Here is a 22,580-nt window from a genome sequence, read left to right on the forward strand (position 1 = left end):
CCACATCCACTTCCTGCAAGGAACCATCCGCCATGAAGATGTCCCCGTTGCGCGTGATGCTGAGCACCGGCGTGCTGATCCTGGCCGCCTGCCAGCCGGCCACGAACGGCCTGGCCGAGGCCCAGAAGGGCCTGGAGAAGGCCTCGGCCGAGATGGAAGACAGCAAGGGCGAGCTGGCCAAGGCCCAGGAGAAGTTGGCCACCGAGAACTTCTCGCTGAAGGACGATGGCAGCCACCTGCCCAAGGCCGAACTGACCCCGGACGGCGAACTGCTGATCGAGGGCAAGCCGGTGCCGATGAACGCCGAGCAGAAGGCGCTCGGCCGGGCCTATCGCACGCAGATCCAGAGCGTGGCCCGCGACGGCATCGCCATCGGCCTGGAAGGCGCCAAGCTCGGCATCGACGCCGCCGCCAGCGCGCTCAAGGGCGTGCTGTCCGGAAAGTCCGACGATGAGATCAGCAAGCAGACCGAGGCCACCGTCAAGGAGAAGATCAAGCCACGCGTCCAACAGCTGTGCGCGCGCATGCCGGCCCTGTTGCAGGCGCAGCAGGCCTGGGCCGCGGCCCAGCCGGAGTTCCGGCCGTACGCGACCATGGACGAAAGCGACGTCAAGGACTGCATGAACAAGCAGGACTGGGACTTCTGACGACAACGCGGCCGCGATGGGCAAGGGCGTCACGGGGCACGGTGCTTACAATGCGCCTCATGTCCAGATTCCTTCGCCCGTCCCTGCTCGCGGCCGCGGCCGCGCTCGTCCTGACCGCCTGCGGCAATGGCGGCCAGCCTTCGGCCCGCGCCGAGCGCATGAAGCCGGCCACCTCGGTGACCACGATGGAGGTCATCCTGCGCCAGTCGCCGGGCGCGCCTGTGGGCATCGGCCCGGGCGGGACGTTGAAGATCGACGACGTGGTGCTGCCGCAATCGTCGGAAAAGACCGCCGAGCTGCAGCACTACTTCGGCCAGCTGCAGATGCGTCGTCAGCAGGTGCTCGACCAGCTGCAGGCCAGCGGTGGCAAGCCGGTCACCATCGCACCCGACGCGCAGCTGCGTACCCTGCAGCAGCAGCTGCTGACGGATTTTCCCGAGCTGCGCGCCTACTCGGCCAGCATGGAGACCATCCGGCTCGAGGCCCGCTGAGTCGGCGATTCGGGGGGGGCTGACAGGCGCCTGATCCAAGACCTGCCAGCACGCCGGCAGGGGCAGCGCAGTGCGTGGCACGCCGTTCTTCGGCGGCCTCATCGAGCAGTTGAAATCGACACGTAAAGCCCACCGCACGTTCCCGATCGAGGAGAGCGCGATGCTCAAGGTTTGCCGTTTTCCTGTCCTGGCCCTCTGCCTGGGCGCCGCCCTGTCCGCCGCCGCCGGGGTGCCGACCGCGCGTTCGGTGACCCCGCGTTTCGAACCCGGCGCCTGCCCGGCGACGGTCGCCAGGGACGAGCGCATCGGCTGCGGCGTGCTGATCGTTCCTGAGAACCGCCAGGCCCGCCAGACCCGGCCGATCCGCCTGCCGGTGATGATCTTCCGCAGTACCGCCGCCGCGCCCGCGCCGGATCCGGTGGTTTACCTGCCGGGCGGGCCGGGCCTGAGCAGCGTGGAAGGCCGGGTCTCGGGGAAAGGCAATCCGTTTCTCGCCGAGCGCGATCAGATCCTGCTCGAGGGCCGCGGCAACCTGCACGCCGAGCCGTCGCTGGCGTGCCCGGAACTGAACACCTTGCGCGCCTCCGCTGCGGCTTCGGCAGCGCAGACCGCGACCGCGGCGCGCTGCCGTGCGGCCTTGTCCGCGGCGGGCATCGATCTGGACGGCTATACCTACGCGCAGACCGCCGATGACCTGGAGGACCTGCGTCGACTGCTGGGCATCGCGCAGTGGAATCTGATCGGCTATTCCTCCGGCACCCGCCTGGTGCAGACCGTGCTGGCGCGCCATCCGCAAGGCGTTCGCAGCGCGATCCTCGATTCGGTGCTGCCGATCGACATCCACTACGACGAAATGGCGACGGCCGCGCTGCAGCGCGCGCTCGATCTGGTCTTCGATGGCTGCTCGAGCGAGCCGGGCTGCGCGACGCGCTATCCGCGGCTGCGGGAGCGTTTCGCATCGCTGGTCGCGCAGGCCGATCGTCAGGGCATCGCAGGACCCGACGGCCAGGTGCTGCGCGGGCGCGAGGTGGTGGACGCACTCGCCAGCGCGCTTCAGCAGCCTGCGAAGATTCCGACGCTCCCGCGCCTGATCTCCGATGCGGCGGACGGCCATCCGCAGGCACTGCTGGCGTTGCGCGACCAGACGCCCTCGCGCTTCAACTGGGGGCTGCGCCTGTCGATCTGGTGCAGCGAGGAAATGCCGTTCGAGTCGCCGCAGCGCATGGCCGCGCAGGTCTCGCCCGCACTGGGTCTGGGCGGCTTCGACGCCCGCACCACCACGGCCGAAACGTGCGCGGCCTGGCATGTCGCCGCCGCCGATGCTACCGCCAACGCGCCGGTCCGCAGCGAGGTGCCAACGCTCATCCTGGCCGGCGAGTTCGATCCCGTCACGCCGCCGGCCTGGGGGCGGCGTCTGTTGCGGACCTTGCCCAACGCGCGATTCGTGGTGGTCCCCGGCCAGGCGCACGGCGCCATGTTTAATCGCTGCGGCGGGCAGCTGACCCTGGCGTTTCTGCACGACCCCAGCGCGGCGTTGGACCTGGATTGCATCGCGAAGTCGCCGGGCCTGTCGTTCGCAACGGATTGAATGCCCTGATCGAGGGCAAAGCGGACACCGCCCGTCGGACCGCGGCCCGTCCGAAGCCGCAACGCGCATCCACCGCGATCTCGATCCTGCGAAGAACAAGAAAAAAGCCGGCAAATACGCCGGCTTCTTTCATCGCGCGCAAGACGCAGGGCGAATCGCGCACAGAAGACGCGACCTCAGCCGCCGCCACCGCCCGCCTTGCCATGGATGCCGCCCTTGGCCAGTGCGGCCGGATCGAGCAGCGGCTTGAGCTGCGCCTCGCTCATCCCGGTGACCTCGATGGCCACCTCCATCACCGGCCGGTTCTGCTTGTAGGCCTGCTTGGCGATGGCCGCGCCCTTCTCGTAGCCGATCACCGGATTGAGCGCGGTGACCAGGATCGGATTGCGCTCCAGCGCGGCGCGCACGTTGTCCTCGCGCACCGTCAGCCCGGCGATGGCCGAGTCGGCGAGCAGACGCGAGACGTTGCTCAGCAGCTGCACCGATTCGAGCAGGTTGGCGGCGATCAGCGGCAGGGCCACGTTGAGCTGGAAGTTGCCGGTCTGCCCGGCCACGGTGATCGCGGTGTGGTGGCCGATGACCTGGGCGCAGACCATCACCGTGGCCTCGGGGATCACCGGATTGACCTTGCCCGGCATGATCGAGCTGCCCGGCTGCAGGGCGGGCAGTTCGATCTCGCCCAGGCCGGCCAGCGGGCCGGAGTTCATCCAGCGCAGGTCGTTGGCGATCTTGATCAGTGCCACGGCCAGCGCATTGAACTGGCCGGAGAGTTCGACCGCGTCGTCCTGCGCGGCCAGGCCCTCGAACTTGTTGGCGGCGCTCTCGAACTTGACCCCGGTCTGCTCGCTCAGCGTCTTGGCCACCTGCTTGCCGAAGCGCGGATCGGCGTTGATGCCGGTGCCGATGGCCGTGCCGCCCAGCGGCAGCCGGCGCAGGCGCTTGAGCGCATCGGCGATGCGGTCCTCGGCCGAGGCCAGCTGCGCGGCCCAGGCGCCGAACTCCTGGGCGAAGGTCAGCGGCATGGCGTCCATCAGATGAGTGCGGCCGGTCTTGACGATGCCGCCGGCCGCGTTGCCGCGCGCGGTGATGGTCTTGCGCAGGTGCTTGAGCGCCGGCAGCAGGTCCTCGATCACGGCCAGCTGCGCGCTGACGCGGATCGCGGTGGGGACCACATCGTTGGAGCTCTGGCCCAGGTTGACGTGGTCGTTGGGGTGCACGGCCTGCGCCGCCTTCTTCGCGCCCTCGCCCTTGCCGCCGGCGCGCGAGGCCAGGTTGGCGATGACCTCGTTGGCGTTCATGTTGGACGAGGTGCCCGAACCGGTCTGGTAGATGTCGATCGGGAAGTGCGCATCGTAGGCGCCGTCGGCCACCTCCAGCGCGGCCTTGCGCACCGCCTTGGCGGTGGCCTTGGGCAGCAGGCCCAGCTCGGCGTTGACCTGCGCGGCGGCGGCCTTGATCAGCCCCAGGGCGCGGATGAAGCCGCGCGGCATCGGCCGGCCGGAGATGGGGAAGTTCTGCACGGCGCGCTGGGTCTGCGCACCCCACAGGGCCTCGGCGGGCACCTGCAGCTCGCCCATGCTGTCGTGTTCTAGACGGACCTTGTTCGACATCAGCGTGTTTCCTTCTGTTTCGAGGGCTACGGCTGGCACGCGCGTGTTCCGCAGCGGCTGGCTGGACGCGGCGAAGGATACGCCCCGGGGCGTGACCCGGACGGGACGGGTAAACTGTGCGGCCCACCCGCCACGCCAGGCCTGCGCACCGCGCGCCGGCGTCCGCCCCGCTTCTTCCTTCGCCAGCCTGCCGCAATGACCAACGCCTCCCTGCTCGCCCTGTCCCCGCTCGACGGCCGCTACGCCACCAAGGTCGACGCCCTGCGCCCGATCTTCTCCGAGTACGGCCTGATCCGCGCCCGCATCAAGGTCGAGGTGGAATGGCTGCTGGCCCTGGCCGCCGAGCCGGGCATCGTCGAACTGTCGCCCTTCTCCGCCCAGGCCATCGCCCGGCTGCGCGCGCTGGCCGAGGACTTCAGCGTCGAGCAGGCCGCGCGGGTCAAGGAGATCGAGCGCACCACCAACCACGACGTCAAGGCCGTGGAGTACTTCATCAAGGAGCAGCTGGCCGGCGACGCCGAGCTGGGCCCGGCGCTGGAATTCGTGCACTTCGCCTGCACCAGCGAGGACATCAACAACCTGTCCTATGGCCTGATGCTGCACCAGGCCCGCCAGCAGGTGCTGCTGCCGGCGCTGGAGGGCATCGCCGCCACGCTGCGCGCGCTGGCCCACGCCCAGGCCGACCAGCCGATGCTCTCGCGCACCCACGGCCAGACCGCCTCGCCGACCACACTGGGCAAGGAGATCGCCAACGTCGTGGCGCGCCTGGAGCGGCAGATCCGCCAGCTCGGCGCGGTCGAGCTGACCGCCAAGATCAACGGCGCGGTGGGCAACTACAACGCCCACGCCATCAGCTACCCGGAGGTGGACTGGCCGGCCTTCGCCAAGGGCTTCGTCGAGCGCCTGGGGCTGGTGTTCAACCCCTACACCACCCAGATCGAGCCGCACGACAACGTGGCCGAGCTGGGCGATGCCGCGCGCCGCGCCAACACCATCCTGATCGACTTCTCGCGCGATGTGTGGGGCTATATCTCGCTGGGCTACTTCAGGCAGAAGCTCAAGGAAGGCGAGATCGGCTCCTCGACCATGCCGCACAAGGTCAACCCGATCGACTTCGAGAACGCCGAAGGCAACTTCGGCGTGGCCAACGCGCTGTTCGAGCACTTCAGCGCCAAGCTGCCGATCAGCCGCTGGCAGCGCGACCTGACCGACTCGACCGTGCTGCGCGCGCTGGGCACGGCCTTCGGCCACACCCAGGTGGCGCTGGACTCGCTGGCCAAGGGCCTGGGCAAGCTGACCGTGGCGCCCGAGCGCCTGGAGGCCGACCTGGACGCGGCCTGGGAAGTGCTGGCCGAGGCCGTGCAGACCGTCATGCGCCGTCATGGCCTGCCCAACCCGTACGAGCAGCTCAAGGCCCTGACCCGTGGCCAGGGCATCACCGCCGAGTCGATGCGCGCCTTCGTCGAGACCCTGGACCTGCCGGCGCAGGACAAGGAACAGCTGCGCGCGCTGACCCCGGGCCGCTACACCGGCCTGGCCGCGACCCTGGCCCGCCAGATCTGACCCCTGCCGCGGGGGCCGATGCCGAGCCACCGCCGCGATCGGGCGCCAGCGCCATGCGGCTGCTGATCAACATCGACGTGCCGGACCTGGATCGCGCGCAGGCGCTGTACGGCGACGCCTTTGGCCTGAGACCCGGACGGCGCCTGGGCGAAGGCGTGCTGGAACTGCTCGGCGCGGCCGTGCCGATCTATCTGCTGCAGGCCTCGGCCGGCACGCCCGCGGCGGCCGACCGGCCGCGCGACTACGCGCGCCACTGGACGCCGCTGCACCTGGACGTGGTGGTCGACGATCTGGCCCAGGCCCTGGCCCGCGCCGAAGCGGCCGGCCTGGTGCGCGAAGGCCAGGTGCGGCAGGCCGACTGGGGCTGCATCGCCACTTTGCACGACCCGTTCGGCCATGGCTGGTGCCTGATCCAGTTCAGCGCGCAGGGCTACGCGGCGATCGCACGCTGAGCTTGCTAGGCTCCGCCCTCCCGCAAAGGAGGAGGCGTTGGATCATGCGCGCGATCCGGACCATGGTGACGATTGGACTGATGCCGGGAATTCTGGCACTGACGGCCTGCGGCGGCGCCTCGCCCAGCGCCTCGCCCACCGCTTCGCCCGCCGCGGCAGCGCAGACCCTGGTCGATCCTGCCAGCGGCGCGCAGTGCGGCGGCAAGGACCTGCGGCTGACCCGCGACCGCACCAGCGTGGTCATCGACGGGGCCTGCGGCGCGGTGGTGATCACCGGCTCGCACGTCGAGCTCAACCTGAGCCAGGCCCAGTCCCTGCGCGTGGAAGGCCACGACATCACCGTGCTCAACGAAAAGCTCGGTCAGGCGACGGTGACCGGCCAGCGCAACACCCTCAACCTGACCCAGGTCGACCTGGTCCAGCTGGAGGGCGACGACAACGTCGTGCTGGCCACGCGGATCGGCAGGATCCGCTTCCTGGGCAATGGCAATACCCTCAATCCGTCCGGCAAGCCCGCGGTGGAAGACCACGGTCGCGACAACAAGGTGCTGTAAGCACCGGGCAATCGCGGGACAATGCGCGTCTTCCGCCGCCCGTCGGCACGCCCAGGCCCGCCGCCATGCCCTCGCCTGCTTCCCGGTTCGCCCGCACCCTGTACCTGACGCTGTTCGTGGTCGGCAGCGCCGTGCCGCTCCTGTGGTTCTGGCCCTGGCTGAACGCCCACGGCCTGGACCTGCCAGCGCTGGTAAGCGAGCTGTTCTCCACGCGCGTGGGCGGCTTCTTCGGGCTGGACGTGCTGTGCGCTGCCGTGGTCCTGCTGGTCTGGATGCAGCTGGAGCACCGGCGCCTGCCGGTCCGGCGCGCCTGGCTCGCGGCGCTGGCCACCTGCTGCATCGGCGTGTCCTCCGGGCTGCCGCTCTATCTCTATCTGCGCCAGCGCACGCTGGACGCCGCCGTTCCGACTTCCTGACCCGATCCGACCCCATCATGTCCAAACGCATCACCCCGCCTGCGCGCGCCCCGCGCGCCCTGCCCATCGAAGTCGACGCCGGCGGCCGCTCGCTGCTGGGCATGTCGCCGCAGGCCTTCCTGCGCGACTACTGGCAGAAGCGCCCGCTGCTGGTGCGCAACGCCTTCCCGGGCTTCGTCTCGCCGATCGAGCCGGGCGATCTGGCCGGGCTGGCCTGCGAGGAGGCCGCGCTGTCGCGCCTGATCCAGCACGACCGCGCCCGCGATGGCTGGAGCGTGCGCAGCGGGCCGTTCGAGGAGGCCGAGTTCCCGGCCATGCCCGACCATGACTGGACCCTGCTGGTGCAGGACGTGGACAAGTGGGATCCGGATATCGCCGCGCTGCTGGAGGCCTTCGACTTCCTGCCGCGCTGGCGCATCGACGACATCATGGTCAGCTTCGCCGCGCCCGGCGGCTCGGTCGGCGCGCACGTGGACCAGTACGACGTGTTCCTGCTGCAGGCCCACGGCCATCGCCGCTGGCAGATCGATGCCTCGCCCAATCCGCCGCTGGCCTTCCGCGACGATGTCGACCTCAAGCTGCTGCGCAGCTTCAGCGCCAGCCACGACTGGGTGCTGGCGCCCGGCGACATGCTCTACCTGCCACCGGGCGTGCCGCACAACGGCGTGGCCGAGGATGCCTGCCTGACCTTCTCGGTCGGCATGCGCGCGCCCTCGGCCGCCGAGCTGATCGGCGACTACCTGGACACGCTGGTGGCCGACGCCGACGAGGGCATCCGCTACCAGGACCGCGATCTGACCGTCCCGGCCGATCCCTTCGAGATCGATGCGGCGGCGATGGGCCGGGTGGTCGAGGCGCTCAACGCGCTGCGCATGAACGATCCGGACCGGCTGGGCGAATGGTTCGGCCGCTTCATCACCACCTACCGCAGCGCCGGCACCGCGGCCGTGCCCGAGCACGCCCCGGACCGGGCCGAGGTCGAGGCCGCCCTGGCCCAGGGCGCGGTGCTGCAGCGCCACCCGATGACGCGCATGGCCTGGCGCCGGGCGCGCAAGGGCGCGGTGCTGTTCGCCAGCGGCCAGGCCCTGCCGATGCCGCTGCGCGATGCCCGCCTGCTGGCCGCCGCCGAGGTCCTGGACCAGGCGGCATATCAGACCTTGGGCGAAGCCGGCCGTGCGGCGACATCGGTTCTGGTAAGTTCCGGCCATTACCTGCTGCCAGGAAGCGATGAGGATGACCACGACTTCGACACCGACTGACTTCACGCTGCGACCGGCCTCGTTCATCGCCGACCGCGAGGCGCTGCGCTGGGTGCGCGAGGAGGTGTTCGTCGCCGAACAGCACATCCCGCCGGATACCGAGTGGGACTCGCTGGACCCGGCCGGCGACCACTTGCTGGCGATCAGCTCGACCGGCGCGCCGATCGGCACCGCCCGCCTGACCCCGGACGGCCGCTTCAGCCGCCTGGCGGTACTCAAGCCCTGGCGCGGCCGCGGCGTCGGCGAGGCCCTGCTCAAGGCCATGATCGACAAGGCCCGCGCCAACGGCTGGAAGGACCTGACCCTGTACGCGCAGGTCGCCAACGAAGGCTTCTACACCCGGCACGGCTTCGTCTCCATCGGCGAGCCCTTCGACGACGTCGGCATCCCGCACCAGTTCATGCGCCTGAAGCTGCGCGACTGAGCGCGCCATGCTGGTCGAGCGCCAGTCCGAGGCGGTCGAGGCCCTGGTCGCCCTGGCCGCCACCACCCGCAGCCTGCTGTGCTGCTACACCCGCGAGCTGGACCCGGGGCTGCTCGACGCCCCGCCGGTCCTGGAGGCCCTGCGCACGCTGGCGGTACGCCAGCGCGGCGTGGAGATCCGCCTCCTGATGCAGGACCTGGAAACACCGCAGCACGCCGGCTCGGCCCTGATCCCGCTGGCCCAGCGCCTGCCCACCAGCTTCCAGCTGCGCCTGGTGACCGAGCCGGTGGACCGGGTCTATGCCGCCGCCTTCGCGGTCAACGACACCGGTGGCCATTACTTCCGCCCGCTCGGCCATCGTATCGAGGGCGAATTCGAGCCCGACGCCCCCGGCCGCAGCCGCCAGCTGCGCGAGGCCTTCGCACGCTACTGGGAACGCGCCCGTCCCTGCACCGAGCTGCGCGCGCTTGGCCTGTGAAGCGCCTGTGCAGGGCCGCAATGCGGTGTCCGCGGCAATGTCCCGCATAGTGGGTCATTGTCGCCACGCCGCGCCGCTGACGCCGGACACACGCCGGTGAGATTCAGGCCCACGCCTATACTTTGATGGTTGCGCCGCATTGGTGCGCGTTGGACCCGCCAGAGCGGGCGACGCGACCGCCGCGCCCGCCTTTCCAACCCACAAAACGACGCCTCAAGGCCACCATCGTGGACAATCTTCTCAAGCAGTTCGTGCAGTCCTCCCAGCTCAACGGCGGCAGCGCCGCCTACGTCGAAGACCTCTATGAGCAGTACCTGGTCTCGCCGGACAGCGTGGATCCCAAATGGCGCGCCTATTTCGACGGTTTCAAGGGCCGCGAGGCCGGCGATGTGCCGCATTCGGCCGCCATCTCGCACATCACCCAGGCCGCCAAGCAGGCCGCCAACGCGGCCAATGGCGCGGCGCCCTCCGATGAGCGCGAGCGTCACGTCGGCCGCCTGATCACCGCCTACCGCTCGCGCGGCCATCTGAACGCCCGCCTCGACCCGCTGAACCTGACCGAGCCGGTCAACCCGCCCGACCTGACCCTGGACTGGCACAACCTGTCCGAGCGCGACCTGGACAGCGAGTTCAGCACCGGTGGCGTGGGCGGCCAGCCGCGCATGGTCCTGCGCGACCTGGTGGCGCGCCTGAAGGCGACCTACACCGGCTCGATCGGCGCCGAGTTCATGCACATCCCGGACTTCGAGCAGCGCCGCTGGCTGTACGAGCGCCTGGAGACCGCCGGCGGCCAGTACGGCCTGGACGCGGACACCCGCAAGCGTACGCTGGAGCGGCTGACCGCGGCCGAGGGCCTGGAGCGCTACCTGCACACCAAGTACGTGGGCCAGAAGCGCTTCTCGCTGGAGGGCGGCGACTCGCTGATCCCGATGCTGGACGTGGTGCTGCGCCGCAGCGGCGGCGACGGCATGCGCGACATCGCCGTGGGCATGGCCCACCGCGGCCGCCTCAACGTGCTGGTCAACACCCTGGGCAAGAACCCGCGCAAGCTGTTCGACGAGTTCGAAGGCAAGTTCGAGCACGCCCACGACGACCGCGCCCACACCGGTGACGTGAAGTACCACATGGGCTTCTCGGCCGACGTGGCCACCCCGGGCGGCCCGGTGCATCTGGCGCTGGCCTTCAACCCCTCGCACCTGGAAATCGTCGACCCGGTGGTCGCAGGCTCGGTGCGTTCGCGCCAGGAGCGTTACCACGACACCGAGCGCAGCCACGTGCTGCCGGTGCTGATCCACGGCGACGCCGCCTTCGCCGGCCAGGGCGTGGTGATGGAGCTGTTCCAGATGTCGCAGGCGCGCGGCTTCGCCATCGGCGGCACCGTGCACATCGTCATCAACAACCAGGTCGGCTTCACCACCAGCGCCCGCGACGACGCGCGCTCGACCCTGTACTGCACCGACGTGGCAAAGATGGTCGGTGCCCCGGTGCTGCATGTGAACGGCGACGACCCGGATGCGGTGGTGTTCGCGGCCAACCTGGCCTACGAGTTCCGCCAGGCGTTCAAGAAGGACGTGGTCATCGACCTGGTCTGCTACCGCCGCTGGGGCCATAACGAGGCCGACGAGCCGGCCGCCACCCAGCCGCTGATGTACCAGGTCATCCGCAAGCACAAGACCACCCGCGAGCTCTACGCCGAGCGGCTGGAGAAGGACGGCGTGATCGGCGCCGACGACGCCAAGGCCATGGTCGACGCCTACCGCGACAAGCTGGATTCCGGCGCCTACACCACCGAGCTGGCCAAGCCCGAGCGCGACCCGCTGGCCATCGACTGGTCCAAGTACCTGTCGGGCAAGCTGTCCGATCCGGTCGACACCACGGTCAAGCTGGACAAGCTCAAGCAGCTGGCCAAGGTCATCAACACCATCCCGGAAGGGGTGAGCCTGCATGCGCGCGTGGCCAAGATCTACGAGGACCGCGCCAAGATGACCGAGGGCGAGCTGCCGGGCGACTGGGGCTTCGCCGAGAACCTGGCCTACGCCACCCTGCTGTCCGAGGGCAACACCCTGCGCCTGGTCGGCCAGGACTCGGGCCGCGGCACCTTCTTCCATCGCCACGCGATCCTGCACGACCAGAAGACCGACAGCTACTACCTGCCGCTGCGCCAGCTGGTGGATGACCCGCAGGACGCCACCGTGATCGACTCGCTGCTCAGCGAGGAGGCGGTGATGGCGTTCGAGTACGGCTACTCGACCACCGATCCCAACGCGCTGTGCATCTGGGAAGGCCAGTTCGGCGACTTCGCCAACGGCGCCCAGGTGGTGATCGACCAGTTCATCGCCGCCGGCGAGGCCAAGTGGGGCCGCATCACCGGCCTGGCGCTGTTCCTGCCGCACGGCTACGAAGGCCAGGGCCCCGAGCACAGCTCGGCGCGTCTGGAGCGCTTCCTGCAGCTGTGCGCGCTGGAGAACATGCTGGTCTGCGTGCCGACCACCCCGGCCCAGTGCTTCCACATGATCCGCCGGCAGATGCGCATGACCACGCGCAAGCCGCTGATCGTGATGACGCCCAAGTCGCTGCTGCGCCATAAGCTGGCCGTGTCCACGCTCGAGGAGCTGGCCGACGGCGAGTTCCAGCACCTGATCCCCGACGCCAAGGCCGATGCGAAGAAGGTCAAGCGCGTGGTGGCCTGCTCGGGCAAGGTCTATTACGACCTGCTGGAGGATGCGACCAAGCGCGGCCAGGACGACGTGGCGATCCTGCGCGTGGAGCAGCTCTATCCGTTCCCGCGCGAGCTGCTGGCGGCCGAGCTGAAGAAGTACGCCAACGCCACCGACGTGGTGTGGTGCCAGGAAGAACCGCAGAACCAGGGCGCCTGGTATCAGATCAAGCACCATCTGCAGGCCTGCCTGGCGCAGGGCCAGTCGCTGCACTACGCCGGCCGCGCCCGTTCGCCCTCTCCGGCCGCCGGCCACATGGCCGAGCACGTGGCCGAGCAGCAGCAGCTGGTCGCCGACGCGCTGGTCAACACCTTCGGCAACGACCTCGTCGCCGAATAAGCCTTTCACCCTTTCGATCAACACTCCAGAAATCCCTAGGACGCTCCCGCATGGCCACCGAAGTCAAAGTTCCGGTCCTTCCCGAATCCGTTTCCGACGCCACCATCGCCAGCTGGCACAAGAAGGCCGGTGAGGCCGTCAAGCGCGACGAGAATCTGGTCGACCTCGAGACCGACAAGGTCGTGCTGGAGGTGCCCTCGCCGGTGGACGGCGTGCTCAAGGAAATCAAGTTCGCCGAGGGCGACACGGTGACCTCCTCGCAGGTCCTGGCGATCATCGAGGAAGGCGCCACCGCGCAGGCCGCCCCGGCCAAGCCGGCCGAGGAAGAGGTCAAGCCGGCCGCCAAGTCCGAGGCCCCGGCCAAGGCGCAGGCCCCCGCCCCGGCCAAGGCCGAGGCGCCCAAGGCCGCCGCCGGCACCGACAACCTGCCCCCGGGCGCGCGCTTCACCGCCATCACGCAGGGCGTGGATCCGGCCCAGGTGGAAGGCACCGGCCGTCGCGGCGCGGTGACCAAGGAAGACATCGTCAAGTTCGCCGCCGGTGGCGGCGTGGGCAAGGCCGCCGGCGCCCGTCCGGAGGAGCGCGTGCCGATGACGCGCATCCGCAAGACCATCGCCAAGCGTCTGATGGATTCGAAGAACTCCACCGCGATGCTGACCACGTTCAACGAGGTCAACCTGGCCAAGGTCAGCGCGGCGCGCAAGGAACTGCAGGACGAGTTCCAGAAGGCCCACGGCATCAAGCTCGGCTTCATGAGCTTCTTCGTCAAGGCCGCCGCCAACGCGCTGCAGCGCTTCCCGCTGGTCAACGCTTCGATCGACGGCGAGGACATCGTCTATCACGGCTACAGCGACATCTCTATCGCCGTGTCCACCGACAAGGGCCTGGTCACCCCGGTGCTGCGCAACGTCGAGCGCCAGTCCTTCGCCGAGGTCGAACAGGGCATCGCCGACTACGCCGCCAAGGCGCGCGCCGGCAAGCTGGGCCTGGACGATCTGCAGGGCGGCACCTTCACCATCACCAACGGCGGCACCTTCGGCTCGCTGCTGTCCACCCCGATCGTCAACCCGCCGCAGAGCGCCATCCTGGGCATGCACGCCATCAAGGAGCGCCCGATCGCCGAGAACGGCCAGGTCGTGATCGCGCCGATGATGTACATCGCCCTGTCCTACGACCACCGCATCATCGACGGCAAGGACTCGGTGCAGTTCCTGGTGGACATCAAGAACCAGCTGGAGAACCCGGGCCGGATGTTGTTCGGTCTGTGAGGCCGGGATTGGGGATTCGTAACAGCGTTCCCGTCCCGATCTCTCCCCTCCGGCTTTTACGAATCCCGAATCTCCAATCCCGAATCCCGAATCCCGTGAGCGAATGAAATGAGCGAAACACAGCAATACGACGTCGTCGTCATCGGTGCCGGTCCGGCCGGCTATCACGCGGCCATCCGCGCCGCCCAGCTGGGCATGAAGGTCGCCTGCATCGACGCGGCGCTGGGCAAGGACGGCAAGCCGGCCCTGGGCGGCACCTGTCTGCGCGTGGGCTGCATCCCCTCCAAGGCGATGCTCGACTCCTCGCGCCAGTTCTGGAACATGGGCCACCTGTTCGGCGAGCACGGCATCAGCTTCAAGGACGCCAAGATCGATGTGGCCACCATGGTCGGCCGCAAGGACAAGATCGTGAAGCAGTTCACCGGCGGCATCGGCATGCTGTTCAAGGCCAACAAGGTGACCCCGTACTACGGCTTCGCCCAGCTGCAGCCGGGCAACCTGGTCAAGGTCAAGCAGCACGACGGCAGCGAGGTCGAGCTGCAGGGCACCAACGTGATCCTGGCGCCGGGCTCGGATTCGATCGAGCTGCCGTTCGCCAAGTTCGACGGCGAGAACATCGTCGACAACGTCGGCGCACTGGACTTCACCGAGGTGCCCAAGCGCCTGGCGGTGATCGGCGCGGGCGTGATCGGCCTGGAGCTGGGCAGCGTGTGGAAGCGCCTGGGCGCCGAGGTCACCATCCTGGAGGCGCTGCCGGACTTCCTGGCCGCCGCCGATGCCGAAGTGGCCAAGGCCGCCGCCAAGGAGTTCAAGAAGCAGGGCCTGGACATCAAGCTCGGCGCCAAGGTCAGTGCGACCGAGGTCACCGGCAAGGGCAAGAAGAAGGAGGTCGTGGTCACCTACACCGACGCCTCCGGCGAGCAGACCTTGACCGTGGACAAGCTGCTGGTGGCCGTGGGCCGTCGCGCCGCGACCAAGGGCGTGCTGGCCGAGGGCACCGGCGTGCAGCTCAACGAGCGCGGCCAGATCGTGGTCGACGAACACTGCCACACCGGCGTGGACGGCGTGTGGGCCATCGGCGACTGCGTGCGCGGCCCGATGCTGGCGCACAAGGGCTTCGAGGAAGGCATCGCGGTGGCCGAACTGATCGCCGGCCTGCCGGGCCACGTCAACTTCGACACCATCCCGTGGGTCATCTACACCGAGCCGGAGATCGCCTGGGTCGGCAAGACCGAGCAGCAGCTCAAGGCCGAGGGCGTGCCGTATAAGGCCGGCAGCTTCCCGTTCGCCGCCAACGGCCGCGCCGTGGCGATGGCCGAGCCGGCCGGCTTCGTCAAGGTCCTGGCCCATGCCGAGACCGACCGCGTCCTGGGCATGCACCTGGTCGGCGTCAACGTCTCCGAGCTGGTGCACGAAGGCGTGCTGACCATGGAGTTCAGCGGCTCGGCCGACGACCTGGCCCGTATCTGCCACGCCCACCCCTCGCTGTCCGAGGTGGTGCACGACGCCGCCATGGCGGTGGGCAAGCGGGCGATTCATAAGGCGAATTAGAGCCGGGAATCGGGAGTGGAGCATCGGGAATGGCAAGCGCGTTCCCGTCCCACCACTCCCACCGCATGACGCCGGACCTGTGTCCGGCGTCATGCGTTCCGGCTTTTGATTTTCCCATTCCCCATTCCCGACTCCCCATTCCCGATGAAAAGCATCTGCGTCTACTGCGGCTCCAACGCCGGCGCCAAACCCGTTTACGTCCAGCGCGCCACCGAACTCGGCCAGCGGCTGGCCGCCGAAGGCCTGCGTCTGGTCTACGGCGGCGGCAAGGTCGGGCTGATGGGGGCGGTGGCCGATGCGGTGCTGGCGGCCGGCGGCGAGGTGGTCGGCGTGATTCCGCAGCAGCTGGTGGACTGGGAAGTGGCCCATCGCGGCCTGACCCAGCTGGAGATCGTCGGCTCCATGCACGAGCGCAAGGCGCGCATGTTCGACCTGGCCGATGGCTTCATCACCCTGCCCGGCGGCTTCGGCACGATGGAGGAGATCTTCGAGATGCTGACCTGGCGCCAGCTGGGCATCGGCAATAAGCCCTGCGCGTTCCTGGACATCGACGGCTTCTACCAGCCGCTGATCGCGATGATCGACCGCATGGTCGAGCAGCGCTTCCTGCACGCGGCCCAGCGCGCCGATCTGTGGCACGGCGAGGAGATTGATGCGCTGCTGGGCTGGATGCGCGACTACACGCCGGCGCAGGCGAGCAAGTGGATCGATGAGAAGCGCCGCGAGGCACTGCGGTAAGCAGCAGGCGCGTAGCGACGCGTTCATCAGACTGGCGCACAAGGGCTGTTGCGGCGCGGATCGACGAGAAACGCCGCGAGGCGCTGCGGTAAGTAACAGGCGCGTAGCGACGCGTTCATCAGACTGGCGCCCAAGGGCTGTTGCGGCGCGGATCGACGAAAAGCGCCGCGAGGCGCTGCGGTAAGCAATAGGCGCATAGCGACGCGTTCATCAGGCTGGCGCCGGCGCGGATCGGCGAGAAGCGCCGCGAGGTGCTGCGCTGAGTTGATGCGCCAGGCGCGCGATGGACATCGCGCGCTTTCTGATCGCTGCAGTGTCCGACGGTCCCGTGCCAAGATCGGAATCCGTGCGCTTACGTCACGGATCGCCCGCGCAGGAATCCGCCGTCATGCCGATGATCGATGAGAACCGGCACATCCAGTCGGTCGAGCGCGCGCTGGCGCTGCTCGAGGCCATCGCCGGCGCGGGCGGCCAGGCGCGGCTGGTCGATCTCGCAGCCCAACTGGGCCTGAGCAAGAGCACCCTGCACGGCCTGCTCAACACCCTGGCGGCCATGGGCTATGTGGCACGCCACGGCACCCGCTACGGCCTGGGACTGCGCCTGCGCGAGATCGCCCAGCCGCTGACCGACGCCGACGCGGCCCTGCGCCCGGCCTTCGCCCCCGCGCTGCAGGCCCTGGCCCAGCGCAGCGGCGAGACCTGCTACCTGGCCGTGCCCTGCGGCACGCGTGAGTACCTGTACATCGATGCGGTGGAAGGCGGCGAGCGTCTGCGCGTGGCCAGCCCGCGTGGGCGCCGCGAGGGACTGACCACCTCGGCCATCGGCAAGATCTTCCTGGCGCACGATCCGTCGCTCGTGCGCAGCCTGCGCCGCGCCGGCCTGGTTCCCCCCGCGCTCGAGCAGGAGCTGCAGGCCATCAAGGAGTGCGGCTACGCCATGGACCTGGAGCAGGCCGAGCCCGGCCTGAACTGTCTGGCCCTGCCCTTGCGCCGGCAAGGCCGCGTGGTGGCGGCGCTCGGCGTCGCCGGCCCCGTGCAACGCCTGCCCAAGGCCAAGCTGCGCCGGCTCGCCCAGGCTGGCCTGCGCGATTTGTTCGGCATGCTCAAACTTTAGCGGCCGATCGCCGGCTGTCCCTTCCCGTGCCGGCGATGCACGGAAATCATCGAAGGCTCCCACCATCTTCAGGAGTCTTCGATGTCCACGTCCCTCGACGTATCCACGGTCCAACGCGCGATCGAGCGCGCCCAGACGCTCGCGCGCGAGCTGGACTTCGCCATCAACGTCGCCGTCGTCGATGAAGCCGGGCTGCTGCGCGGCTTCCTGCGCATGGACGGCGCCGTGCCCGGCGCGATCGACGTGTCGATCAAGAAGGCGCGGACCGCCGCGTTGTTCCGCACCGACAGCCTGACGCTGGGCGCCGCCGCACAGCCGGGCGGTGCGATCTACACGCTCGAGGCGACCAATGGCGGCCTGATCAGCTTCGGCGGCGGCGTGGTCCTACACGACGAACACGGCCATCCCATCGGTGCGGTCGGCGTGGCCGGTGCCACGGTCGAGGCGGACCAGACCCTGGCCTTGCACGCGGCGGGCCGCGCATGAGCGATCCGCAGCGCATCCATCCCGGAATCTGGGCGGTGGCCGCGACCGCCTTCGCCATCGGCGTGGCCGAGTTCGTCGTGGTCGGTGTGCTGCCGGCCATCGCCGGCGATCTGCACGTGCCGCTGGCCCGCGCCGGTGGGCTGGTCGGGGTGTATGCCCTGGCCCTGGCCATCGGCACGCCGCTCATCGTGCTGCTATCGGCGCGCGTTCCGCGCAAGCCGCTGCTGCTGGCCCTGGTGGCGGTGTTTCTGGCCGGAAACCTGGTGTCGGCACTGGCAGCCCACTACGCGATGCTGCTGGCCGGACGCGTGCTCACGGCCCTGGCCCATGGCAGCTTCTTCGCCATCGGCGCCACGGTCGCCGCACGCCTGGCGCCGCCCGGTCAGGCCAGTCGCGCGATCTCCCTGATGTTCGCCGGGTTGACCCTGGCCATGGTGATCGGCGTACCGCTGGGCAGCCTGATCGGCAACGTCCTGGGCTGGCGGCTGCCGTTCTTCGCCGTCGCGGCGCTGGCGGCGCTGGCCTGGCTGGCCACGGCGCGCTGGGTGCCGGGGCTGGGCACGCCGGCGGCGGGCAATGCGCGCGCACAGTTGGCCGCGCTGCGCTGCGTGCCGATCCTGGCGATGATGGCGGTCACCGTGTGCGGCTTCGGCGCCAGCTTCGCCGCCTTTACCTTCATCACGCCGATCCTGACCGGCATCACCGGCTTCAGCGTGCACACCGCCAACCTGTTGCTGGTGGTGTTCGGGGTCGCCACGCTGGTGGGCAATCTCGCCGGTGGACGCTGGGCAGCGCGCCTGGGCTGGCCGCTGGCGTTGCAGCGCATGCTGGTGGGCGTGGTGCTTGTGCTCGCGACGCTGGCGCTGGCCTTGCCATGGCAGTGGGCCGTGGTGCCGCTGCTGTTCGCCTGGGGCGTGCTGGCGTTCGGCCTGTCGCCGGGCTGCCAGGCCGGCATGCTGGACACCGCGCAGCGCTGGACGCCACATGCGCTGGACTTCGCCTCGGCCTTGAACATCGCCGCCTTCAACCTCGGCATCACCCTGGGCGAGACGTTGGGCAGCGCCCTGGTGGCGCGCCAGCAGCTAGCATGGACGCCCTGGGCCGGCGTCGTCCTGGCGGCGCTGGCGCAGGGACCGCTGTGGTGGCTGTCGCGTCGCCTCGCACGGCCCGCAGTCCAGCTCACGGCGCAGCGGCACGACTGACATGGCGCGGATCGATCTCATCGTCACGCTCCAGGCCGCCAAGGGCCGCGAGGAGGAACTGCGCAAGGTGCTGTGCACGCTGCGCGCGGCCAGTCGCCTTGAACTTGGCTGTTTGGACTATCGCGTGGCCCGCGCTCCGCAAAAGGCCGGGCGTTTCTTTCTGCTTGAGCGCTGGGCCGACGCCGCTGCGCTGGCCCGACACGAGCAGGCGCCCCACTTCCTGGACGGCGTGCGGCGCGTGCAGGCCTGTTGCGAGTCGGTGGAGCAAGAGGCGGTGGAATGGATGCTGGAATGAGCGCCCTCGCGCACCGTTGAACCGGCTCTCTCCCGAAGGGATTCCGTGAGCGCGATCACGCTGCGGATCGCGGCCGCGGATGGACGGCAGAAGGCGCGCGGATTGACGGTGCGCGCCGCCTACGCAGCGCCACCAAAGGCCTCTACAATCCTGCGCAGGGGACAGGTCAGGACACAGGGTATGGCGCGCATTCTCATCGTCGACGATTCACCGTCGCAGCTGCTGGGCATCCAGCGCATCGTGGAAAAGCTGGGACACACGTGGATCACCGCCGAGGATGGGGTGCAGGGGGTCGAGGTGGCCAAGCGCGAGCTGCCCGACATGGTCCTGATGGACGTGGTGATGCCCAACCTCAACGGTTTCCAGGCCACGCGCCAGCTCAGCCGCGAGCCCACCACCAAGCACATCCCGGTGATCCTGGTGACCACCAAGGACCAGGACACCGACCGCATGTGGGGCATGCGCCAGGGGGCCAAGGCCTATCTGACCAAGCCCTTCTCCGAGGACGAACTGTCCGAGGTCATCGAGCGCATCCTCAGCGCCGCGCGCCAGCCGCCGACCTCGGCCGCCTGACGCCGGCCGGCCGGCCATCGCGAAACACGAAACGGGCGCCCTGCGGCGCCCGTTTCGCATTCTGGCTCGACGCGGGCGTGGATCAGCTGTCGGCGAAGGCCTTGGCCAGCTTCTCGTAGGCCTTGCGCTGGGCCTCGGTGACCGCGCGTGGCGCGGTGATCTCCAGCTCCACGATCTGGTCGCCATCCGGCGGTCCCGGCAGGCCGCGGCCGCGCAGGCGCAGCTTGCGCCCGGCGTCGGAGTCGGGCGGGATCTTCAGCTCGACCGAGCCGCCCAGCGTCGGCACGCTCACCGTGGCGCCCAGCGCCGCCTGCCAGGGCGTGACCTGCAGGACGTGGATGATGTTGCGCCCGTCCACTTCGAACTGCGGATCGGCCGCGTACTCGATCTCCAGCAGCAGGTTGCCACCGCCGTTGCCCTGCCCGCTCAGGCGGATCGCCTGGCCGGGCTTGATGCCCTTGGGCACACGCACGTCCAGCTGCTTGCCGTTGACGGTCACGCGGATGCTGCTGCCCTCGTAGACCGCCTTGAGCGGCACCGACAGCTTGGCGCGGGTATCGCCGCGCGGCGCCTGGCCGCTGCGGAAGCCCGGACCGCCGCGTGCGCGCTGGCCGAACAGGTTCTCGAAGAAATCGCTGAAGCCGGCACCGCCGCCCCCGGCGCTGCCGAAGACTTCCTCGAAGTCGAAGCCCTGGCCGCCGTAGCCGCCGCCGAAGTCCTGCGGCTGATATTCCTGCCCGGGCCGATAGCCGCGCGCGCGCAGCTGATCGTAGGCCGCGCGCTTCTCCGGATCGCGCAGGGCCTCGTAAGCCTCGTTGACCGCCTTGAAGCGCTCCTCGGCATCGGCCTCCTTGCTGACGTCGGGGTGGTACTTGCGCGCCAGGCGGCGGTAGGCGGTCTTGATCTCCGCCTCGCCGGCCGTGGGTTCCACGCCAAGCGTCTGGTAGTAGTCCTTGAATTCCATCGCACCTCCGCAAGAAAGCCCGCGGCTTGGCAGCCGCGGGCCCGATCCTGGCTACGATGCGGCAAACACCGCATCGCGACCGGTTCATGGGACCCGCGCGGAACGCGGGCCGGGGTACAGGTTACTGGATCGACCCGACCTGGATGCGACGCGGCGCGGCCTCGGGCCGCTTGGGAATCACCACTTCCAGCACGCCGTTGCGACCGGTGGCGACGATGCCCTCGGCGTCGGCGGTGTCCGGCAGGGTGAAGCTGCGCGCGAACGCGCCGTGGCGACGCTCCTGACGGGTGAAGCGGGCGTCCTCGCCGGCCTGCGGCGCGGCGCGCTCGCCGCGGATGCTCAGGACGTTCTTGTCCATCTGCACCTCGATCGCCTCCAGGTCCACGCCCGGCAGGTCGGCGAAGATCACGAAGCGGTTGGCCTCTTCCTTCACGTCCACGCGCGGGGTCCAGCCCACGCTGTCGGCGGCGGCCTGGCCGGCCTGCGCGAAGCGGTCCAACACGCGTCCCAGCTCGAGCTGGCCGGGGCGGACGGGCCAGCCTTGATAGCGCACGAAATTCATCATGAATGTCTCCGATTGGATGGCCGCAGACGCGACGTGCGTGCGGCAGGGGCCCGTGGCCTCCGTGACCAACAGATAAGCGCCGCACGCGGCTTTTCAAGGGTTTTGACGCCGCCTTCCCACGGCCCTGCCTAGGGTACGGTTCACGCGGCCGCCCTCCCGCGCCTCCGAAGCTCCCATGACGATCCAGATCGGCGACCCCATCCCCGAAGTCATCCTGACCCGCATCCGCCAAGGCGTGGAGAAGGTCGACATCCCGACCCTGTTCGGCGCGCACAAGGTCGTGCTGTTCGCGGTGCCGGGCGCCTTCACCCCGACCTGTTCGGCGCGCCATCTGCCTGGCTTCATCGAGCACTTCGACGCATTCCGCAAGCGCGGCATCGAGGTGTATTGCGTGTCGGTCAACGACGCGTTCGTGATGAAGGCCTGGGGCGAATCGCTACACGTGCCAGAAGGGCTGCAGCTGCTGGCCGACGGCAGCGGCGACTTCGCACGCGCGCTGGGCCTGGAGCTGGACCTGGGCGCGCAGGGCATGGGCGTGCGCTCCAGGCGCTACGCGCTCTACGCCGAGGACGGCGTGGTCAAGCAACTCTGGGTCGAGGAGCCCGGCGCGTTCGAGGTCTCCTCCGCCGACTACGTGCTGCAACACCTTCCCGACTGATCCTTCCCACCGCACATCCATCAAGCGAGGCAAGCCAATGTCCAAGACATCAGCCACCAAGTTCAACCACACCTCGGCCGCCGACCTGGCCGATCGCGAGACCCTGCGCGCCAACGCGCGCAAGAAGCTCGAGGACGGCGCGATCACCGATTCCTATACGGCCGACCGCAAGGAAGTCGTCAAGCTGCTCAACGAGGCGCTGGCCACCGAATACGTGTGCGTGCTGCGCTACTACCGCCACTACTTCATGGCCAAGGGCATGCTGGCCGACGCGGTCAAGGCCGAGTTTCTGGAGCACGCCAAGCAGGAGCAGGACCACGCCGGCATGCTGGCCGAGCGCATCGTCCAGCTCGGCGGCGAGCCGGACCTCAACCCCGACACCCTGACCGCGCGCTCGCACGCCGAGTACAAGGAAGGCAGCGACCTGCGCGACATGGTCAAGGAGAACCTGATCGCCGAGCGCATCGCCATCGACAGCTACCGCCAGATGATCAACTACATCGGCGACAAGGACACCACCACCAAGCGCATCCTCGAGCGCATCCTGGAGCAGGAAGAAGAGCATGCCGATGAGTTCGCGGACATGCTGGAAGGGTGGATCGGGAAGTAAGCCATGGACCAGGCGTAT

The 22,580-nt window shown here is 69.2% G+C and carries 24 protein-coding genes; 21 read left to right on the top strand and 3 right to left on the bottom strand.

Features of this window, described 5'->3' with window-relative positions:
- Window positions 1–32 precede the first annotated feature (32 nt).
- The 3 genes from MWN52_RS11160 to MWN52_RS11170 all read left to right on the top strand — a co-directional run bounded on the left by MWN52_RS11160 (window position 33) and on the right by MWN52_RS11170 (window position 2,726).
- Window positions 33–647, top strand: coding sequence for a YggN family protein (locus tag MWN52_RS11160; protein WP_130517905.1), 615 nt, complete (start codon window positions 33–35; stop codon window positions 645–647).
- Between the two features lie 59 nt (window positions 648–706).
- The gene (locus tag MWN52_RS11165) at window positions 707–1,138 is read left to right on the top strand and encodes a hypothetical protein (RefSeq protein ID WP_130522772.1); all 432 of its coding nucleotides are present in this window, start codon (window positions 707–709) and stop codon (window positions 1,136–1,138) included.
- A 70-nt stretch (window positions 1,139–1,208) separates the two neighbouring features.
- Window positions 1,209–2,726, top strand: coding sequence for an alpha/beta fold hydrolase (locus MWN52_RS11170; RefSeq protein WP_286574698.1), 1,518 nt, complete (start codon window positions 1,209–1,211; stop codon window positions 2,724–2,726).
- Between the two features lie 176 nt (window positions 2,727–2,902).
- On the opposite strand, the gene MWN52_RS11175 is transcribed toward MWN52_RS11170, so the two are convergent.
- A complete protein-coding gene (locus MWN52_RS11175; protein WP_286574699.1) occupies window positions 2,903–4,336 on the bottom strand; it encodes a class II fumarate hydratase in 1,434 nt (477 codons plus the stop codon).
- A 195-nt stretch (window positions 4,337–4,531) separates the two neighbouring features.
- Here MWN52_RS11175 and purB point away from each other — a divergent pair, with 195 nt between their 5' ends.
- From purB to pilH, 16 genes are all read left to right on the top strand, one after another.
- Window positions 4,532–5,899, top strand: coding sequence for an adenylosuccinate lyase (gene purB, locus MWN52_RS11180; protein ID WP_286574700.1), 1,368 nt, complete (start codon window positions 4,532–4,534; stop codon window positions 5,897–5,899).
- Window positions 5,900–5,952: 53 nt separating this feature from the next.
- Window positions 5,953–6,351: a VOC family protein gene (locus tag MWN52_RS11185; RefSeq protein ID WP_286574701.1), complete on the top strand. Its 399-nt coding sequence runs from the start codon at window positions 5,953–5,955 to the stop codon at window positions 6,349–6,351.
- Between the two features lie 80 nt (window positions 6,352–6,431).
- Window positions 6,432–6,905 (top strand): DUF3060 domain-containing protein, encoded by a 474-nt coding sequence (locus tag MWN52_RS11190; RefSeq protein ID WP_286574702.1) that lies wholly within the window; start codon window positions 6,432–6,434, stop codon window positions 6,903–6,905.
- A 65-nt stretch (window positions 6,906–6,970) separates the two neighbouring features.
- Window positions 6,971–7,321 (top strand): DUF2834 domain-containing protein, encoded by a 351-nt coding sequence (locus tag MWN52_RS11195; protein WP_286574703.1) that lies wholly within the window; start codon window positions 6,971–6,973, stop codon window positions 7,319–7,321.
- Window positions 7,322–7,338: 17 nt separating this feature from the next.
- Window positions 7,339–8,580, top strand: coding sequence for a ribosomal protein uL16 3-hydroxylase (locus MWN52_RS11200; RefSeq protein ID WP_130532132.1), 1,242 nt, complete (start codon window positions 7,339–7,341; stop codon window positions 8,578–8,580).
- Complete coding sequence (locus tag MWN52_RS11205; RefSeq protein WP_165394515.1) at window positions 8,555–9,004, top strand: GNAT family N-acetyltransferase; 450 nt, start codon at window positions 8,555–8,557, stop codon at window positions 9,002–9,004. Before MWN52_RS11200 ends, MWN52_RS11205 begins: the two co-directional genes overlap by 26 nt.
- A 7-nt stretch (window positions 9,005–9,011) precedes the next feature.
- Window positions 9,012–9,482, top strand: coding sequence for a DUF7931 domain-containing protein (locus MWN52_RS11210; RefSeq protein WP_130532133.1), 471 nt, complete (start codon window positions 9,012–9,014; stop codon window positions 9,480–9,482).
- A gap of 227 nt (window positions 9,483–9,709) precedes the next feature.
- Window positions 9,710–12,538: a 2-oxoglutarate dehydrogenase E1 component gene (locus MWN52_RS11215; protein WP_130553978.1), complete on the top strand. Its 2,829-nt coding sequence runs from the start codon at window positions 9,710–9,712 to the stop codon at window positions 12,536–12,538.
- Between the two features lie 50 nt (window positions 12,539–12,588).
- Window positions 12,589–13,806 carry a dihydrolipoyllysine-residue succinyltransferase gene (gene sucB, locus MWN52_RS11220; RefSeq protein ID WP_286574704.1) on the top strand — a complete coding sequence of 406 codons (1,218 nt, stop codon included), beginning with the start codon at window positions 12,589–12,591 and terminating at the stop codon, window positions 13,804–13,806.
- A 108-nt stretch (window positions 13,807–13,914) separates the two neighbouring features.
- Complete coding sequence (lpdA, locus tag MWN52_RS11225; protein ID WP_130532136.1) at window positions 13,915–15,357, top strand: dihydrolipoyl dehydrogenase; 1,443 nt, start codon at window positions 13,915–13,917, stop codon at window positions 15,355–15,357.
- A gap of 144 nt (window positions 15,358–15,501) precedes the next feature.
- Complete coding sequence (locus MWN52_RS11230; RefSeq protein ID WP_130522782.1) at window positions 15,502–16,095, top strand: LOG family protein; 594 nt, start codon at window positions 15,502–15,504, stop codon at window positions 16,093–16,095.
- A 388-nt stretch (window positions 16,096–16,483) separates the two neighbouring features.
- Window positions 16,484–17,209, top strand: coding sequence for an IclR family transcriptional regulator (locus MWN52_RS11235; protein WP_286574705.1), 726 nt, complete (start codon window positions 16,484–16,486; stop codon window positions 17,207–17,209).
- An 81-nt stretch (window positions 17,210–17,290) separates the two neighbouring features.
- A complete protein-coding gene (locus MWN52_RS11240) occupies window positions 17,291–17,695 on the top strand; it encodes a GlcG/HbpS family heme-binding protein (RefSeq protein WP_286574706.1) in 405 nt (134 codons plus the stop codon).
- Window positions 17,692–18,897: an MFS transporter gene (locus MWN52_RS11245; RefSeq protein ID WP_286574707.1), complete on the top strand. Its 1,206-nt coding sequence runs from the start codon at window positions 17,692–17,694 to the stop codon at window positions 18,895–18,897. Before MWN52_RS11240 ends, MWN52_RS11245 begins: the two co-directional genes overlap by 4 nt.
- Window position 18,898: 1 nt before the next feature.
- Window positions 18,899–19,192, top strand: coding sequence for a putative quinol monooxygenase (locus tag MWN52_RS11250; protein ID WP_286574708.1), 294 nt, complete (start codon window positions 18,899–18,901; stop codon window positions 19,190–19,192).
- 180 nt (window positions 19,193–19,372) lie between these two features.
- On the top strand, window positions 19,373–19,765 hold the full coding sequence (gene pilH, locus MWN52_RS11255) for a twitching motility response regulator PilH (protein WP_130522786.1): 393 nt from the start codon (window positions 19,373–19,375) through the stop codon (window positions 19,763–19,765).
- 82 nt (window positions 19,766–19,847) lie between these two features.
- On the opposite strand, the gene MWN52_RS11260 is transcribed toward pilH, so the two are convergent.
- Complete coding sequence (locus tag MWN52_RS11260; protein ID WP_130517876.1) at window positions 19,848–20,729, bottom strand: DnaJ C-terminal domain-containing protein; 882 nt, start codon at window positions 20,727–20,729, stop codon at window positions 19,848–19,850.
- A 121-nt stretch (window positions 20,730–20,850) separates the two neighbouring features.
- Entirely contained in the window at window positions 20,851–21,291 is a 441-nt protein-coding gene (locus tag MWN52_RS11265) for an Hsp20/alpha crystallin family protein (protein ID WP_131659783.1), read from the bottom strand.
- Window positions 21,292–21,469: 178 nt separating this feature from the next.
- Here MWN52_RS11265 and MWN52_RS11270 point away from each other — a divergent pair, with 178 nt between their 5' ends.
- Together MWN52_RS11270 and MWN52_RS11275 are read left to right on the top strand one after the other, a co-directional pair.
- A complete protein-coding gene (locus MWN52_RS11270; RefSeq protein WP_286574709.1) occupies window positions 21,470–21,952 on the top strand; it encodes a peroxiredoxin in 483 nt (160 codons plus the stop codon).
- A 37-nt stretch (window positions 21,953–21,989) separates the two neighbouring features.
- Window positions 21,990–22,562, top strand: a complete 573-nt coding sequence (locus MWN52_RS11275) for a ferritin-like domain-containing protein (RefSeq protein WP_130517870.1) — start codon at window positions 21,990–21,992, stop codon at window positions 22,560–22,562.
- Window positions 22,563–22,580 lie beyond the last annotated feature (18 nt).

This window comes from Pseudoxanthomonas winnipegensis, assembly GCF_030322905.1.
Lineage (GTDB): Bacteria > Pseudomonadota > Gammaproteobacteria > Xanthomonadales > Xanthomonadaceae > Pseudoxanthomonas_A > Pseudoxanthomonas_A winnipegensis.

Excerpts from the sequence above, each read along its gene's own strand:
- MWN52_RS11160 (WP_130517905.1), top strand. The coding sequence starts at position 33 with ATGAAGATGTCCCCGTTGCGCGTGATGCTGAGCACCGGCGTGCTGATC.
- purB (WP_286574700.1), top strand. The coding sequence starts at position 4,532 with ATGACCAACGCCTCCCTGCTCGCCCTGTCCCCGCTCGACGGCCGCTAC.
- MWN52_RS11250 (WP_286574708.1), top strand. The coding sequence starts at position 18,899 with ATGGCGCGGATCGATCTCATCGTCACGCTCCAGGCCGCCAAGGGCCGC.
- lpdA (WP_130532136.1), top strand. The coding sequence starts at position 13,915 with ATGAGCGAAACACAGCAATACGACGTCGTCGTCATCGGTGCCGGTCCG.
- MWN52_RS11185 (WP_286574701.1), top strand. The coding sequence starts at position 5,953 with ATGCGGCTGCTGATCAACATCGACGTGCCGGACCTGGATCGCGCGCAG.
- sucB (WP_286574704.1), top strand. The coding sequence starts at position 12,589 with ATGGCCACCGAAGTCAAAGTTCCGGTCCTTCCCGAATCCGTTTCCGAC.
- MWN52_RS11235 (WP_286574705.1), top strand. The coding sequence starts at position 16,484 with ATGCCGATGATCGATGAGAACCGGCACATCCAGTCGGTCGAGCGCGCG.
- MWN52_RS11165 (WP_130522772.1), top strand. The coding sequence starts at position 707 with ATGTCCAGATTCCTTCGCCCGTCCCTGCTCGCGGCCGCGGCCGCGCTC.
- MWN52_RS11205 (WP_165394515.1), top strand. The coding sequence starts at position 8,555 with ATGACCACGACTTCGACACCGACTGACTTCACGCTGCGACCGGCCTCG.
- MWN52_RS11270 (WP_286574709.1), top strand. The coding sequence starts at position 21,470 with ATGACGATCCAGATCGGCGACCCCATCCCCGAAGTCATCCTGACCCGC.
- MWN52_RS11200 (WP_130532132.1), top strand. The coding sequence starts at position 7,339 with ATGTCCAAACGCATCACCCCGCCTGCGCGCGCCCCGCGCGCCCTGCCC.
- MWN52_RS11210 (WP_130532133.1), top strand. The coding sequence starts at position 9,012 with ATGCTGGTCGAGCGCCAGTCCGAGGCGGTCGAGGCCCTGGTCGCCCTG.
- MWN52_RS11175 (WP_286574699.1), bottom strand. The coding sequence starts at position 4,336 with ATGTCGAACAAGGTCCGTCTAGAACACGACAGCATGGGCGAGCTGCAG.
- pilH (WP_130522786.1), top strand. The coding sequence starts at position 19,373 with ATGGCGCGCATTCTCATCGTCGACGATTCACCGTCGCAGCTGCTGGGC.
- MWN52_RS11265 (WP_131659783.1), bottom strand. The coding sequence starts at position 21,291 with ATGAATTTCGTGCGCTATCAAGGCTGGCCCGTCCGCCCCGGCCAGCTC.
- MWN52_RS11190 (WP_286574702.1), top strand. The coding sequence starts at position 6,432 with ATGCCGGGAATTCTGGCACTGACGGCCTGCGGCGGCGCCTCGCCCAGC.
- MWN52_RS11240 (WP_286574706.1), top strand. The coding sequence starts at position 17,291 with ATGTCCACGTCCCTCGACGTATCCACGGTCCAACGCGCGATCGAGCGC.
- MWN52_RS11195 (WP_286574703.1), top strand. The coding sequence starts at position 6,971 with ATGCCCTCGCCTGCTTCCCGGTTCGCCCGCACCCTGTACCTGACGCTG.
- MWN52_RS11260 (WP_130517876.1), bottom strand. The coding sequence starts at position 20,729 with ATGGAATTCAAGGACTACTACCAGACGCTTGGCGTGGAACCCACGGCC.
- MWN52_RS11245 (WP_286574707.1), top strand. The coding sequence starts at position 17,692 with ATGAGCGATCCGCAGCGCATCCATCCCGGAATCTGGGCGGTGGCCGCG.
- MWN52_RS11230 (WP_130522782.1), top strand. The coding sequence starts at position 15,502 with ATGAAAAGCATCTGCGTCTACTGCGGCTCCAACGCCGGCGCCAAACCC.
- MWN52_RS11275 (WP_130517870.1), top strand. The coding sequence starts at position 21,990 with ATGTCCAAGACATCAGCCACCAAGTTCAACCACACCTCGGCCGCCGAC.